A 12,953-nucleotide genomic window follows, 5' to 3' on the forward strand; every position below is an offset into this window, starting at 1 on the left:
AGGGTGCGCGGGTTGGCCAGCAGCGGGCCGAAGTCGGTCATCGCGCCCACGCCCATAAAGATGACCAGCGGCGCGACACCGGAGCCAATCGCCACTTTGTAGAACAACGCCAGCACCCCCGGCGTGTAGCCCATGTCCACCGCCAGATTTTCCATCTGGCCCTGCACCGACGGCAGCGCCAGCGCTAACGCCTCCTTGATGGCGTGCACGTCCGGCGCGCAGTTAAGCTTCGCGGCAATCACCGCCAGCTGCCCGGCGTCGTGGTGGGCCAGCAGGCTCTCCAGCGCGGTCAGCGCCATGCCCGCTTCCGGGATGTTGGAGAGCAGCCCGCCGAAGCCAATCGGCAGCAGCAGCAGCGGCTCGAACTTCTTCGCTATCGCCAGCCACAGCAGCAGCAGGCTCACCAGCAGCATGATGGCCTGGCCTGCGCCAAGGTGCATCAGCCCCATGCCCTGAAGCAGGGCGTTCAGACTTTCCATTTCAGTTCTCCGTTACGCCAGCGTCATCAGGGTGTCGCCGACGGAGACCGCATCGCCGGACTTCACCGCGATACCGCGTACCGTCCCGGCCTGCGCGGCGCGGATTTCAGTTTCCATCTTCATGGCTTCCAGAATCAGCAGCACATCGCCTTCGGCCACCGTCTGGCCTTCTGTGGCGATGACTTTCCAGATATTGCCCGCCAGCGGCGCGGTGACCGGGGTGCCGGCGCCTGCCGGGGCGGCAGCCTGAACCGGTGCGGAAGACGGGGTGGCAGCAGTGAGCTGGCTGATATCGCCGCCGTCGCTGACCTTCACCACAAAGGCTTTGCCTTCCACTTCCACGGTGTAGATACCGGAGGCGGCAGGCTTCTCTGCTTTTGCCACCGGCTGCGCGGCTTCCGCCTGCGGCACCGGCTCAAACGCCGCCGGGTTATGGCGGTTCTCAAGGAATTTGAGGCCAATCTGCGGGAACAGCGCCACGGTGAGCACGTCGTCAATGGCGTTTCCCGCCAGAGTGATGCCCTTCTCCTGCGCCTGGCGCCTGACGTCGGCTTCCAGTTCAGCCAGTTCCGGCTTCAGCAGGTCCGCCGGGCGGCAGGTCACCGGAGCGCCCCCTTCCAGCACGCGGGCCTGTAACCCGGCATTCACCGGCACCGGGGTGTGGCCGTATTCGCCTTTCAGAATACCGGCGGTTTCTTTGGCAATGGTTTTGTAGCGTTCGCCGGTCAGGACGTTGAGCACCGCCTGGGTGCCGACAATCTGCGAGGTGGGGGTCACCAGCGGGATAAAGCCGAGGTCCTCGCGCACGCGGGGGATTTCCGCCAGCACCTGGTCGAGTTTGTCCGCCGCGTTCTGCTGCTTCAGCTGGCTTTCGAGGTTGGTGAGCATTCCGCCCGGTACCTGGGCCACCAGAATACGGCTGTCGTAGCCCTTCAGCTGGCCTTCAAAGGCGTGGTACTTTTTGCGCACCTCGCGGAAGTACGCGGCGATATTTTCCAGCTTCAGGATATCCAGCCCGGTGTCGTGCTCAGTACCTGCCAACGTCGCCACCAGCGCTTCGGTGGCCGGGTGGCCGTAGGTGGCGCTCATGGAGGAAATCGCCGTGTCCACGCCGTCAACACCCGCCTCGATAGCCTTCAGCAGGGCCATCTCCGCCATCCCGGTGGTGGCATGGCAGTGCAGGTGCAGGTGCAGGTGCAGGTGCAGGCGCACGTCATAGCGTTTTTTGATTTCGCTGACCAGCTCATACGCCGCCATCGGCGTGAGAATGCCGGACATATCCTTGATGGCAATCGAGTCAACGCCGGTTTCCAGCAGTTGCTCCGTTAAATCCAGCCAGGTCTGCAGGGTGTGCGCCGGGCTGGTGGTGTAGGAGAGCGTGCCCTGGGCGTGTGCGCCGTGGCTGCGCACCGCCTGCAGGGCGGCTTTCATATTGCGCGGGTCGTTCATGGCATCGAAGACGCGGAACACGTCCATGCCGTTTTTCACTGCCCGCTCAACGAAGCGTTCCACCACGTCATCGGCGTAATGGCGATAACCGAGCAGGTTCTGGCCGCGCAGCAGCATCTGCAGCGGGGTTTTCGGCATGGCCTTTTTAAGCTCGCGCAGGCGCAGCCACGGGTCTTCGCCGAGAAAGCGGATACAGGCGTCAAAGGTGGCGCCGCCCCAGCACTCCAGCGACCCGTAGCCGACATCGTCAAGCTGGGCGGCAATCGGCAGCATATCGTCAAGGCGCAGGCGGGTGGCGAAAAGGGACTGGTGGGCGTCACGCAGGACGACGTCGGTAATGGCAATAGTCATGGATCCCTCCGGGAATTAAGCGTTAAGGCGGTGATGGTGAATGGCGGCGGCAATCACCGGCTTTAAGCGGGTGAAGTCGTCCACGGGCGCGGCGGCGGCAGGTGCCAGTTTTGGCGCCGGAGCCGGTTCAGGGAAGAAACGGTTGACGGCGGCGGACATGCCGCGGATGGCGAAAATCAGCAGGAACAGAAACGCCAGCACGAACCCCATGCCGAGGAACATCAGAGTGAAGCCTTCACCTAATAGCACCGAACTATTCATAATAAAGTCTCAAATTTAATAATCTAAAATAGAAAAGTAATATCAGGCATTAATAGAATGGATAAAATACCGGTAGTAAAATCATACTAACGATAAAACAAACCAAACTAATCGCCAATCCGGGTTTTAAGAAATCTTTAAATTTAACATTCCCCGGGCCAATAATCATTGAGTTTGCTGGAATAGCCATTGGGGTACAAACAGCAACACTACTCGCAATAAAAACAGCAATAACAACTGCACGAGGGTCTGCGCCAATAGACTGTGCGATAGTCCATCCTACCGGGCATAACAACGTACATGCTGCAGTGTTACTCATTACTTGAGTCAAAGCCCATGTAAGTATCCACAATGACGCCATAATAATCATAACGCCAGAATCTCCGGTTACTGAAATAACGGCATTGGCAATCATTTCTCCAGCACCAGTAGAATTAAGCGCGGCACCTAAAGGCATCATAAACGCAAGCATGAAAACAGTTAGCGTTTCAAAAGAATTAAAAGTTTCCTTTTGTGTTAAAACGCCAGCGAATACAAGAACAATAGCCGAACAACATGCAATAATATGCATTGGAGGCAGAAACTTAATATAATCAGTTGCCACCATTCCAGCGATAGACAGAATAAAAACGGCTAAAGTTAAATTTCTATGCCAGGCCGGAATTTGGCTATAATCCATTTGAGAATCAGATTGTGTATTTCCATCACGATCTGCGATGAGTTTTGAACCGAAGAAATAGAGAAATATAGAGCATGCAATCAGCAAAGGAATACCAATTTTAGCGTATTCGAAAAATGGCACCGACAGACTTCCCTTACTAAAAGTTTCAATAGTATTTTTAGCAATCAGATTTCCTGGCGAACCGATAATAGAAATGTCAGCACCGATTGTTGCCCCAAAAACCAGAGGCATAAGAAGTTTAATAGGCTTAATCTGACTACTGGCGGCAATACCTAAAACAATAGGAATTAGCACAGCAACTGTTCCGCTATTAGAAACAAAGGCAGACATAACTCCACCAATAAGAAAAATCAATACACTAAGGCTTCTTTCTGTTTTAGCATATTTTAGTAAAATTTTACTTGATTGCCATGCCAAACCTGTTTTAAAAAATGCCGCACCGAGTACACACATGGCGACGATAAGAATAACATTCGCATTTACGATTGAAGCAAAAATATCCTTAGCATCGATAACACCGGTAAAATAAAGTGCCATTGGGACCATAAATGCAACTAATCCCATAGGAAGACGATCGCTAACAAAGATAATTATTGCAACCACTAAAACCAACAAAGTAATAATCGCTGGTGACATGTATACGTCCTTATATTATTAGGGTACAAAAACAACTCATTACAGTCATGAATACAACTGCAACAAGCATAAATCACATGTTATACTAAAATTACATCTAATTAATTTCTATTGAGAAAGAATACACTCACATAAATAACAACACTTACCCGACAAAGGCATAACATATTCTTACTGCTTTTGTTTCTGTTTAATCAAATAATTTCCTCTTAAAATCTGTCTGTGTATAATGCTACTTATATAAATGAAACTCATCCAATGCTAATAAGGTTGCAGCTTATGCAATATCGGCATCACCTCGAACTAACATGGCTCGAAGACTGTCTGGCTCTAAAAGAAACGTTGAATTTCTCAAAAGCGTCTGCCTCAAGATATGTGACTCAACCCGCATTTAGTCGTCGGATACAATCTCTCGAAGAATGGGTGGGTACGCCCCTTTTTGAAAGAAGTAAACGGGGAGTCACCCTTACCAAGGCCGGAGAAGTATTTACAGACCAGCTTCCCGAACTGATCCACTCCTTGTACACATTGAAAAGTGATACCCTTGAGGCCGCAGGTAATAAACAACCTAGTCTTGTTTTTTCAGCAACGCATGCTTTGTCTTTCTCTTTTGTACCGCACTTGTTAAAGCAAAGTGATAAAATTGCAAAATTTGGTTCATTTCGTCTTTTATCTGACTCATTGAATGCGTGTGAAAAAATGATGCGGCAGGGAGATTCACAATTTTTGCTGTGTCACCATCACCCACATATGCATCTAAATTTAAATAAAAATAACTTTATGAGCATTCGTCTTGGGTTTGATACATTAATTCCATTCAGTAAACCAGACTCAGAAACGTTAAAACCGTTGTGGAATATAAATAATAAGATTCAATTCCCTTACCTTTCTTTTTCATCACAATCAGGTCTGGGAAGAATAATAGCAAATACAGCGTCTATTAACAGAATTACCCATAATATAAATGTTGCCTTTGTGGCCGATCTGGCAGCAACACTATTGGCAATGGTCAGATCTGGCGATGGTGTTGCCTGGATACCTCAAAGCCTTGCCAGGCAAGATATAGAGGCTAAAACTATTGTTACTGCAGCGGAAAAAGAAAGCAATTTATGGGTACCCATAGAAATAAGACTTTATAGACCAGCCAAGAGAATGCCTCCAGATGCCGAAGAGCTATGGGAAATTTTTGTTGAAGAACAAATATAATTATTTAATTGTAAAATGTTCTTTAATATAATCCTCAATGAATTTAATTAACGCTCTGGTTGCATATGATAAATATTTATCTTTCTTCCAGGCCAAACCAATCGTAACATAAGTCGGCTCAGTCATGGCCTTGGTTATTACTTTTTCGGCTTTAAGATCGACAGCGTCCAAAATGAAAGAAATTCCTTCATTTTTAGCAACCAGATCTATGTTGGTTTGAACCCTGTTTGATGATAGAAAAATATGTGTATGAATTCCTCGCTTTGTACATTCTTCAATAATCGTTTTTCTATGCCAGGAATCTTTTTTCATTAGTATCAATGGCTCATATTGTAGATCTTCCCAATCGATACTATCCTTTTTTGCCAGGGGATGTTTATCTGACATACATACCACGTGCTGCTGAGTCATTAATGGTACCGTAACTAATTCTTTTGGACAGTCATTAATAATAACAATAGCAAGATCCAGCTCTCCAGCAGAAAGTTTATCATGTAAACCAAAAGTCCCCTCTTCAACAAGAGAGAGTTCCATCTCTGGATAAATCTCTCGGAAATGCTTGAAGAGCGGTGAAAAAAGAAACAAACTTATCATCGGTGGGATCCCCAAAGTTACTATACCACCATTTTCATTACGATAATCTTTCATTTCCGCTACGCTATTTTTTAACGCAATAAGGATAGGTTCAATTTTTTGTAAGAAAAACATGCCCTCCTCAGTAAGGACAAGTTTATTTTTCTTTCTATCAAATAATGTCACCCCTAATTCAGTCTCTAACTTCTTAATAGCAATGGTGATATTAGGTTGAGAAACAAAATGCCGCTCAGCAACTCTGGTTAAGTTACCTAACAAAGAAGCGCTTACAAAATATTCTAATTGTCTAATTTCCATCTATTTTCCACTACTATAAATAAAATTTATCATTTAATAAAAATAACATATTTCCTTCCTACAATGAATACGAATATCATGAAAATGTGATCAATGGATAAAACAATGCAACATAGCACTGGAGGGAGTATGAGTCGTATATTAAATACAGAAATTATCATTCCGGTTATCGAAAAACTTGTAAAAAAAGCTTGTTATGAACTGGATGATAATCTCATGTGTTCTTTTCGTAAAGCATATGATAAAGAAGAGTCAAAGATCGGCAAGGAAACCATTAAGATATTAATTGATAATGGAGAGTATGCAAAAAAAGAACAACTTGCATGCTGCCATGATACCGGCACTTGTATCGTTATAATGGAAATTGGACAACATGTATGCTGGGAAGGTAAGCCGCTTAAAGATCAGGTGAACCAGGGTGTTCGCCAGGGCTATGAAAATGGATACTTAAGAAAATCCATGGTTGCAGATCCATTAGAACGTATTAATACTAATGATAATACTCCTGCAATTTTACATACTGAAATTGTTGATGGTGACCGAGTGACAATTACCGTTATGCCAAAGGGCGGCGGTAGCGAAAATATGGGAACTTTTAAAACATTGCTTCCCGGCGATGGTATTGATGGTATAAAAGATTTTGTTCTGGAAACTGTCCGTCGTGTAGGAGGCAATCCATGCCCTCCTTATATTATTGGTATCGGCGTTGGCGGTACAATGGATCACTGTTCGTGGATGGCGAAGAAAGCATTATTACGCCCTCTTGGTGAGTTCAATGCTAAACCACTTTATGCCCAGCTCGAAGCTGAATTATTAGAGGCCGTGAATAATACAGGGATCGGCCCTTTAGGTATGGGCGGGCGTATTACGGCGTTAGGCGTGCATGTCGATTACTATCCTTGCCATATCACTGCACTGCCAGTCGCAATCAATTTCCAATGTAATGCAAGCCGCCACGCTAGTGAAATCATTTAATACCTGGAGAAGCTATGATGGAATTAACATTACCATTGACTAAAGAGAAAGCGAAAACTCTTAAGGTCGGCGATATATTATTTCTCACTGGATTTGCTTACACCTGCCGTGACGCCGCGCATAAAAAAATCGAAGTAGCGCTTAGTAACGGAGAAAAATCACCGGTCGATTTTCAAAACCAAACGATTTACTATGCTGGCCCCTGCCCTGCCAGACCTGGTTTACCTATTGGCTCCAACGGTCCTACAACGGCCGCGCGTATGGACCCATTTGTAGAAATGATGTTTCAACAAGGGGCAACTGCGTTTCTTGGCAAAGGCGATCGTGCTGATTATGTCGCTGAGCTTTGTAAAAAATACGGTGGGGTTTCGCTACTCGGGATTGGAGGAGCGTCTGCAATTAATACAAAACATGTTAAATCAGTAGAAATTGTTGCCTACGAAGAATTAGGAACAGAATCCATTAAGAAGTTATATTTTGACCGCTATAGAGTCATTGTAGGAATTGATTCGGAAGGAAATACTCTCCAGAAGCAGGAAGTACCCAAGTACGCCAAATAATAATACATTAATATTGGCAATATCGGTCCGGTAGGCTGTTACCGGACCGATATGTTTTCTATCCTGCACTTCACCACAGGAAAGAAAATAAACTTAGCCGCGACGGGCTTTTACCGCTGCCGACAACTGACGAAGCAGCGCATCGGTATCTTCCCAGCCAATACAGGCGTCAGTAATGCTTTTACCGTAGGTCAGCGGCTGACCGCTTTCCAGACTCTGGTTTCCTTCTACCAGATGACTCTCTACCATCACGCCAATAATCGCTTTTTCACCGCCCGCTATCTGCTGACAGACATCGGCGCAAACCTCCATCTGCTTTTGAAATTGCTTACAGGAGTTGGCATGGCTGAAATCGATCATGACCTGCGGCGTCAGTCCCGCTTTGGTGAGGCCTTCTTTCACCTCAGCAACATGCTGCGCGCTATAGTTTGGCGCTTTACCGCCGCGCAGAATGATATGGCAGTCGCCGTTGCCGCTGGTATTCACAATCGCCGAATGACCCCATTTAGTGACGGAGAGGAAGCAATGCGGCGCGCCGGCGGCGTTGATGGCGTCAATGGCGACTTTAATCGTGCCATCAGTACCATTTTTAAAACCGACCGGACAAGAGAGGCCAGACGCCAGTTCGCGATGAACCTGGGATTCAGTAGTCCGCGCGCCAATGGCGCCCCAGCTCATCAGATCGGCCAGATATTGCGGCGTGATCATATCGAGGAATTCGCCGGCGGCAGGCAGGCCGCTGTCGTTAATATCCAGCAGCAGTTTGCGCGCAATACGCAGACCGTCGTTAATCTGGAAGCTGTTATCCATATGCGGATCGTTAATCAGCCCTTTCCAGCCGACGGTGGTACGCGGTTTCTCAAAATAGACGCGCATGACAATTTCAAGCTCGCCTTGAAGCTCATCGCGTAGCGCCAGCAAACGGGCGGCATACTCTTTCGCCGCTGCCGGATCATGAATTGAACAAGGACCGATCACCACCAGCAGACGATCGTCATTGCCTTTGAGAATTTTATGGATGGCTTTGCGCGCGTGAGCAACGGTATTTGCTGCATTTTCCGTGGCGGGAAACTTTTCCAGCAGCGCGACCGGAGGTAATAACTCGTTGATTTCTTTAATGCGTAAATCGTCGTTCTGATAATTCATGTTTATTCCAGTGTTGCCGTACTTATCCCAATGAATGCAATCCCTCCAATCTATCTCTTCAATTAAATAGTGTAAACGGGCTTTTACACTTTGAACGGAATAATCCTGGAATTCAGGAAAAAAACGCACAAATGTAGCGAAAAATGGGATCTAACCTACACTTTTTAACTGTAACCACTCTGTTTATGAATTATTGCAAGATTCTCTGCTGCGTTAACCCGCGGCGGCGAACGTTTTTTATCCCTTATTTGAGGATTTGACTGACACGTGCACTGTTGGAAGAGGTTATCCGACATATCCACCATAACAGGAGCATCTCATGAAAATGACAAAACTGACTACGCTTTTACTCACCGCTACCCTCGGCCTTGCCAGCGGCGCAGCGTTAGCTGCTGAATCTAACGCGCAATCCAGTAATGGCCAGGCGAACTCGGCGGCAAATGCCGGTCAGGTTGCCCCGGACGCCCGCCAGAATGTGGCGCCGAATGATGTGAATAACAACGACATCAATACCAACGGCAACACTAACAGCACGATGCAGCATCCAGACGGTTCAACCATGAATCATGACGGAATGACCAAGGATGAAGAGCATAAAAATACCATGTGTAAAGATGGTCGCTGCCCGGATATTAATAAAAAAGTGGAAACCGGTAATGGCGTCAATAATGACGTGAATACCAAAACCGACGGTACCACACAGTAATGCAGAAAAAAGTCTGATAACGGGAGAGCTTTCGCTCTCCTTTTTATTTTGTCAGCGAAAAATCAGTATGATGTCTACAGTATTGATGAGAATAACAAAGGAATGACGTTATGGCGCACTCACACTCTCATGCCGATTCACACCTGCCGAAAGATAATAATGCTCGTCGCCTGCTTTTCGCCTTTATCGTCACTGCCGGATTTATGCTCCTTGAGGTGGTGGGCGGGATACTCTCCGGCTCTCTGGCGTTGTTGGCGGATGCGGGACATATGCTCACCGACGCGGCGGCCCTTCTCTTTGCGCTGCTGGCGGTTCAATTTTCCCGTCGTCCCCCGACTGTTCGCCACACTTTTGGCTGGCTAAGACTCACCACACTGGCGGCTTTTGTGAATGCCATTGCGTTGGTGGTCATTACCCTTCTCATTGTCTGGGAAGCGATAGAGCGCTTTTACACGCCACGTCCGGTGGCGGGCAATCTGATGATGGTGATTGCGGTTGCGGGTCTGCTGGCGAACCTGTTTGCGTTCTGGATACTCCATCGGGGAAGCGATGAAAAAAACCTGAACGTGCGCGCTGCCGCGCTACATGTGATGGGCGATTTGCTGGGTTCCGTCGGCGCAATAGTCGCCGCGTTGATCATTATCTGGACGGGCTGGACGCCAGCGGACCCGATTCTCTCTATTCTGGTTTCGGTACTGGTACTACGCAGCGCCTGGCGTTTGTTAAAAGATAGCGTCAACGAATTGCTGGAAGGCGCGCCGGTTTCACTGGATATTAATGCCTTACAGCGCCATTTAAGCCGGGAAATCCCCGAAGTCCGCAACGTACACCATGTGCATGTCTGGATGGTCGGCGAAAAACCGGTCATGACATTGCACGCTCAGGTCATTCCGCCACACGACCATGATGCGCTGCTGGAACGTATCCAGGATTTCCTGATGCACGAATACCATATTGCGCACGCTACGATTCAGATGGAGTATCAAGTGTGTCACGGCCCGGACTGTCATCTGAATCAGACGCCATCCGGGCATGTTCATCACCATTAACGGGAAAGCGCGCGCGATCCTCGCTCCCGCGCGCTGTTTATCCACAGGCGACTACCGTTCACGGCGATAAATGTCAGGATCAGATATTCCAGCGACATCGCATAGACGCCCTGCAAAGCAAAAATCACCACACTGATTACGTTGATTATCACCCACAGGAGCCAGTTTTCGACATATTTGCGTGTCATCAGAATCATCGCCGCGATAGACAGCACCATCATGCAAGAGTCCCAGAACGGGAAAGCGTCCGGTTGCAGTACAGGCATTGTCACCTGTAACCCCAGCATCTGCATAATGGCGACGGCCACGCGCGTCAGGACGGCGAATACGGGATCGATATATCGCGTCATCAAACCGATAACTATCACACATATCGCCAGCCATGCCATTGCTTTTGGCAACGGCAGCCAGCGGATTTTAAGCTCGGCTTGATTATCCTTTGTTTGCCGCGACCACGCATACCAGCCATAAATATTGGCGGCAAAGAAAAAGAGTTGCAGCAACAGGCTGGCATAAAGCTGGATCTGAAAGAAAATAATCGCAAACAGGGTGACGTTAACCAGTCCAAAAAAGTAGTTGCTGATCTTCTCCAGACTGGCAAGCCAAATACAGAGCAGGCCGGCGATGGTTCCTACCGCTTCGATCCACGAGAGATCGTACCCGCCAGCGCCAATCGGAATATGAATCAGTATGTTGTGCGTACTAAAAAAATCCATTCTCTCCCCCAAAGATTTCCGTCTTTACGCCCGAAGTGTAGCCGCAAAATCCAGCATCCGGTTGAGCGGCAGTAATGCGCCCTCGCGTAGCGCCGCATCAACCTGTATTTCATGCGCCGCGCCTCCCTGCTCCAGCCCTTCAGCAATGGCTTTCAGGCCATTCATCGCCATCCACGGACAGTGCGCGCAGCTACGGCAGGTCGCCCCCTCGCCAGCCGTGGGCGCTTCAAGCAGTTCTTTTTCAGGCACCGCCTGCTGCATTTTGTAGAAGATGCCGCGATCGGTCGCCACGATAAGCTGTCTGTGCGGCAGCGTTTTTGCCGCCTTAATAAGCTGACTGGTGGAGCCCACCGCATCGGCCATCTCGACAATGGACTGCGGCGATTCAGGGTGAACCAGAAGAGCGGCATCGGGATAGATTTTTTTTAAACGGGTCAACGCCTGAGTTTTAAACTCGTCATGCACGATACACGCTCCTTGCCAGCACAGTACATCGGCCCCGGTCTGTTTTTGCACGTAATTCCCCAGGTGTCTGTCCGGCGCCCAGATAATTTTTTCCCCCAAACTATCCAGATGCTCAATCAGTTCTACGGCGATACTGGAGGTCACAACCCAGTCCGCACGCGCTTTAACAGCAGCCGAGGTGTTAGCATAGACCACTACGGTTCTGTCAGGGTGCGCATCACAAAAAGCGCTAAATTCGTCTATTGGGCAGCCTAAATCCAGCGAACATTCCGCCGCCAGGGTAGGCATAAGAATGGTCTTTTCCGGGCTGAGGATTTTGGCGGTTTCCCCCATAAACCGTACGCCCGCTACCAGCAGCGTGGATGCGGCGTGCTTCGTGCCGAAACGGGCCATTTCCAGTGAGTCGGAAATACAGCCGCCGGTTTCTTCTGCTAACTGTTGAATTTCCGGATCGGTGTAGTAGTGCGCCACCATGACGGCATTGCGCTCTTTGAGCAACCGCTTGATTTTCTCACGATAAAATTGCTTTTCGTCGTCGTTCAACGGCGTTGGTTTCGGCGGGAACGGGTAGATTGCGGCTTGTGGGTCAAACATTACGCTCATCGTGGCTTCTCGTTTTACTGACTTAACGAAACAACCGAATGAAAGCGTAATAAACGCCACAATCGGTTAATTTGTTTTATATGCTAAACAAGATAGCTGATTCAATAAGGAAAGTCACAATAATTACGTAGCCCCGTATCTGATGGCGGCGTAACGTCTTATCTGGCCTACGTGAGCGGTGCCGTCTGTAGGCCTGATAAGCGCAGCGCATCAGGCAAGACCCGAACCTGCGACAGGTTCGAATCTTCCATATTGCAGATAGCAAAAAGGCGCCGCCAGCGCCCTCTTTTACATTGGTGGGTCGTGCAGGATGACTCGCTTCGCTCGCCCTTCGGGCCGTCGCCGTAAACGGCTCCGTTGTCTCACTGCGTGAGACCCGGACCTGCGGCAGGTTCGAATCTTATAAATCGCAGATAGCAAAAAAGCGCCTTTAGGGCGCTTTTTTACATTGGTGGGTCGTGCAGGATGACTCGCTTTGCTCGCCCTTCGGGCCGTCGCCGCAAGCGGCTCCGTTGTCTCACTACGTGAGACCCGAACCTGCGGCAGGTTCGAATCTTCCATATCGCAGATAGCAAAAAAGCGCCTTTAGGGCGCTTTTTTACATTGGTGGGTCGTGCAGGATGACTCGGCTTCGCCTCGCCCTACGGGCCGTTGCTGACGCAACGTTATCCTTCACGTTCAACATCTGAGTTTGATGTTAAATTGGTGGGTCGTGCAGGATTCGAACCTGCGACCAATTGATTAAAAGTCAACTGCTCTACCAACTGAGCTAACGACC

Annotated in this window: 13 protein-coding genes and 3 other RNA genes; 5 read left to right on the forward strand and 11 right to left on the reverse strand. The window is 48.9% G+C overall.

The window, feature by feature from the left end; genetic code table 11:
* From ACLJNW_RS22845 to ACLJNW_RS22860, 4 genes are all read right to left on the reverse strand, one after another.
* On the reverse strand, positions 1-479 hold a 479-nt coding region (locus ACLJNW_RS22845; protein ID WP_038989265.1), incomplete at its 3' end, for a sodium ion-translocating decarboxylase subunit beta.
* Positions 480-491: 12 nt separating this feature from the next.
* Complete coding sequence (gene oadA, locus ACLJNW_RS22850; RefSeq protein WP_410961061.1) at positions 492-2,279, reverse strand: sodium-extruding oxaloacetate decarboxylase subunit alpha; 1,788 nt, start codon at positions 2,277-2,279, stop codon at positions 492-494.
* A gap of 15 nt (positions 2,280-2,294) precedes the next feature.
* Positions 2,295-2,540, reverse strand: a complete 246-nt coding sequence (locus ACLJNW_RS22855) for an oxaloacetate decarboxylase subunit gamma (protein WP_001670696.1) — start codon at positions 2,538-2,540, stop codon at positions 2,295-2,297.
* Positions 2,541-2,589: 49 nt separating this feature from the next.
* Positions 2,590-3,858, reverse strand: coding sequence for an SLC13 family permease (locus tag ACLJNW_RS22860; RefSeq protein WP_023204669.1), 1,269 nt, complete (start codon positions 3,856-3,858; stop codon positions 2,590-2,592).
* A gap of 222 nt (positions 3,859-4,080) precedes the next feature.
* On the opposite strand from ACLJNW_RS22860, the gene ACLJNW_RS22865 reads away from it, so the two are divergent.
* Positions 4,081-5,064, forward strand: a complete 984-nt coding sequence (locus ACLJNW_RS22865; RefSeq protein WP_000282119.1) for a LysR family transcriptional regulator — start codon at positions 4,081-4,083, stop codon at positions 5,062-5,064.
* Here ACLJNW_RS22865 and ACLJNW_RS22870 read toward each other — a convergent pair whose 3' ends face one another.
* Positions 5,065-5,955 carry a LysR family transcriptional regulator gene (locus ACLJNW_RS22870; protein ID WP_000405927.1) on the reverse strand — a complete coding sequence of 297 codons (891 nt, stop codon included), beginning with the start codon at positions 5,953-5,955 and terminating at the stop codon, positions 5,065-5,067.
* A 129-nt stretch (positions 5,956-6,084) separates the two neighbouring features.
* Here ACLJNW_RS22870 and ACLJNW_RS22875 point away from each other — a divergent pair, with 129 nt between their 5' ends.
* Together ACLJNW_RS22875 and ACLJNW_RS22880 are read left to right on the forward strand one after the other, a co-directional pair.
* The gene (locus ACLJNW_RS22875; protein ID WP_000086831.1) at positions 6,085-6,930 is read left to right on the forward strand and encodes a fumarate hydratase; all 846 of its coding nucleotides are present in this window, start codon (positions 6,085-6,087) and stop codon (positions 6,928-6,930) included.
* Between the two features lie 14 nt (positions 6,931-6,944).
* Positions 6,945-7,490, forward strand: a complete 546-nt coding sequence (locus tag ACLJNW_RS22880; protein ID WP_000970374.1) for a FumA C-terminus/TtdB family hydratase beta subunit — start codon at positions 6,945-6,947, stop codon at positions 7,488-7,490.
* Positions 7,491-7,583: 93 nt separating this feature from the next.
* Here ACLJNW_RS22880 and aroG read toward each other — a convergent pair whose 3' ends face one another.
* A complete protein-coding gene (gene aroG / locus ACLJNW_RS22885) occupies positions 7,584-8,636 on the reverse strand; it encodes a 3-deoxy-7-phosphoheptulonate synthase AroG (RefSeq protein WP_001109234.1) in 1,053 nt (350 codons plus the stop codon).
* Between the two features lie 319 nt (positions 8,637-8,955).
* On the opposite strand from aroG, the gene ACLJNW_RS22890 reads away from it, so the two are divergent.
* The gene (locus tag ACLJNW_RS22890; RefSeq protein WP_000784380.1) at positions 8,956-9,342 is read left to right on the forward strand and encodes a YbgS-like family protein; all 387 of its coding nucleotides are present in this window, start codon (positions 8,956-8,958) and stop codon (positions 9,340-9,342) included.
* 110 nt (positions 9,343-9,452) lie between these two features.
* Complete coding sequence (gene zitB, locus ACLJNW_RS22895) at positions 9,453-10,391, forward strand: CDF family zinc transporter ZitB (protein WP_000951250.1); 939 nt, start codon at positions 9,453-9,455, stop codon at positions 10,389-10,391.
* On the opposite strand, the gene pnuC is transcribed toward zitB, so the two are convergent.
* From pnuC to ACLJNW_RS22920, 5 genes are all read right to left on the reverse strand, one after another.
* The gene (pnuC, locus tag ACLJNW_RS22900; RefSeq protein WP_000345371.1) at positions 10,388-11,107 is read right to left on the reverse strand and encodes a nicotinamide riboside transporter PnuC; all 720 of its coding nucleotides are present in this window, start codon (positions 11,105-11,107) and stop codon (positions 10,388-10,390) included. The genes zitB and pnuC overlap by 4 nt on opposite strands.
* 24 nt (positions 11,108-11,131) lie before the next feature.
* Positions 11,132-12,175 (reverse strand): quinolinate synthase NadA, encoded by a 1,044-nt coding sequence (gene nadA / locus ACLJNW_RS22905; protein WP_000115347.1) that lies wholly within the window; start codon positions 12,173-12,175, stop codon positions 11,132-11,134.
* Between the two features lie 294 nt (positions 12,176-12,469).
* Positions 12,470-12,595: non-coding RNA, RtT sRNA (locus ACLJNW_RS22910), on the reverse strand.
* Positions 12,596-12,624: 29 nt separating this feature from the next.
* Positions 12,625-12,750, reverse strand: a non-coding RNA gene (locus ACLJNW_RS22915) — RtT sRNA.
* A gap of 29 nt (positions 12,751-12,779) precedes the next feature.
* A non-coding RNA gene (locus ACLJNW_RS22920) (RtT sRNA) lies at positions 12,780-12,947 on the reverse strand.
* Between the last annotated feature and the right edge of the window lie 6 nt (positions 12,948-12,953).

Source organism: Salmonella sp. SAL4457 (assembly GCF_046548235.1).
GTDB lineage: Bacteria > Pseudomonadota > Gammaproteobacteria > Enterobacterales > Enterobacteriaceae > Salmonella > Salmonella enterica.

Excerpts from the sequence above, each read along its gene's own strand:
- zitB (WP_000951250.1), top strand. The coding sequence starts at position 9,453 with ATGGCGCACTCACACTCTCATGCCGATTCACACCTGCCGAAAGATAAT.
- ACLJNW_RS22875 (WP_000086831.1), top strand. The coding sequence starts at position 6,085 with ATGAGTCGTATATTAAATACAGAAATTATCATTCCGGTTATCGAAAAA.
- aroG (WP_001109234.1), bottom strand. The coding sequence starts at position 8,636 with ATGAATTATCAGAACGACGATTTACGCATTAAAGAAATCAACGAGTTA.
- oadA (WP_410961061.1), bottom strand. The coding sequence starts at position 2,279 with ATGACTATTGCCATTACCGACGTCGTCCTGCGTGACGCCCACCAGTCC.
- ACLJNW_RS22890 (WP_000784380.1), top strand. The coding sequence starts at position 8,956 with ATGAAAATGACAAAACTGACTACGCTTTTACTCACCGCTACCCTCGGC.
- ACLJNW_RS22870 (WP_000405927.1), bottom strand. The coding sequence starts at position 5,955 with ATGGAAATTAGACAATTAGAATATTTTGTAAGCGCTTCTTTGTTAGGT.
- ACLJNW_RS22860 (WP_023204669.1), bottom strand. The coding sequence starts at position 3,858 with ATGTCACCAGCGATTATTACTTTGTTGGTTTTAGTGGTTGCAATAATT.
- ACLJNW_RS22855 (WP_001670696.1), bottom strand. The coding sequence starts at position 2,540 with ATGAATAGTTCGGTGCTATTAGGTGAAGGCTTCACTCTGATGTTCCTC.
- ACLJNW_RS22880 (WP_000970374.1), top strand. The coding sequence starts at position 6,945 with ATGATGGAATTAACATTACCATTGACTAAAGAGAAAGCGAAAACTCTT.
- nadA (WP_000115347.1), bottom strand. The coding sequence starts at position 12,175 with ATGAGCGTAATGTTTGACCCACAAGCCGCAATCTACCCGTTCCCGCCG.
- pnuC (WP_000345371.1), bottom strand. The coding sequence starts at position 11,107 with ATGGATTTTTTTAGTACGCACAACATACTGATTCATATTCCGATTGGC.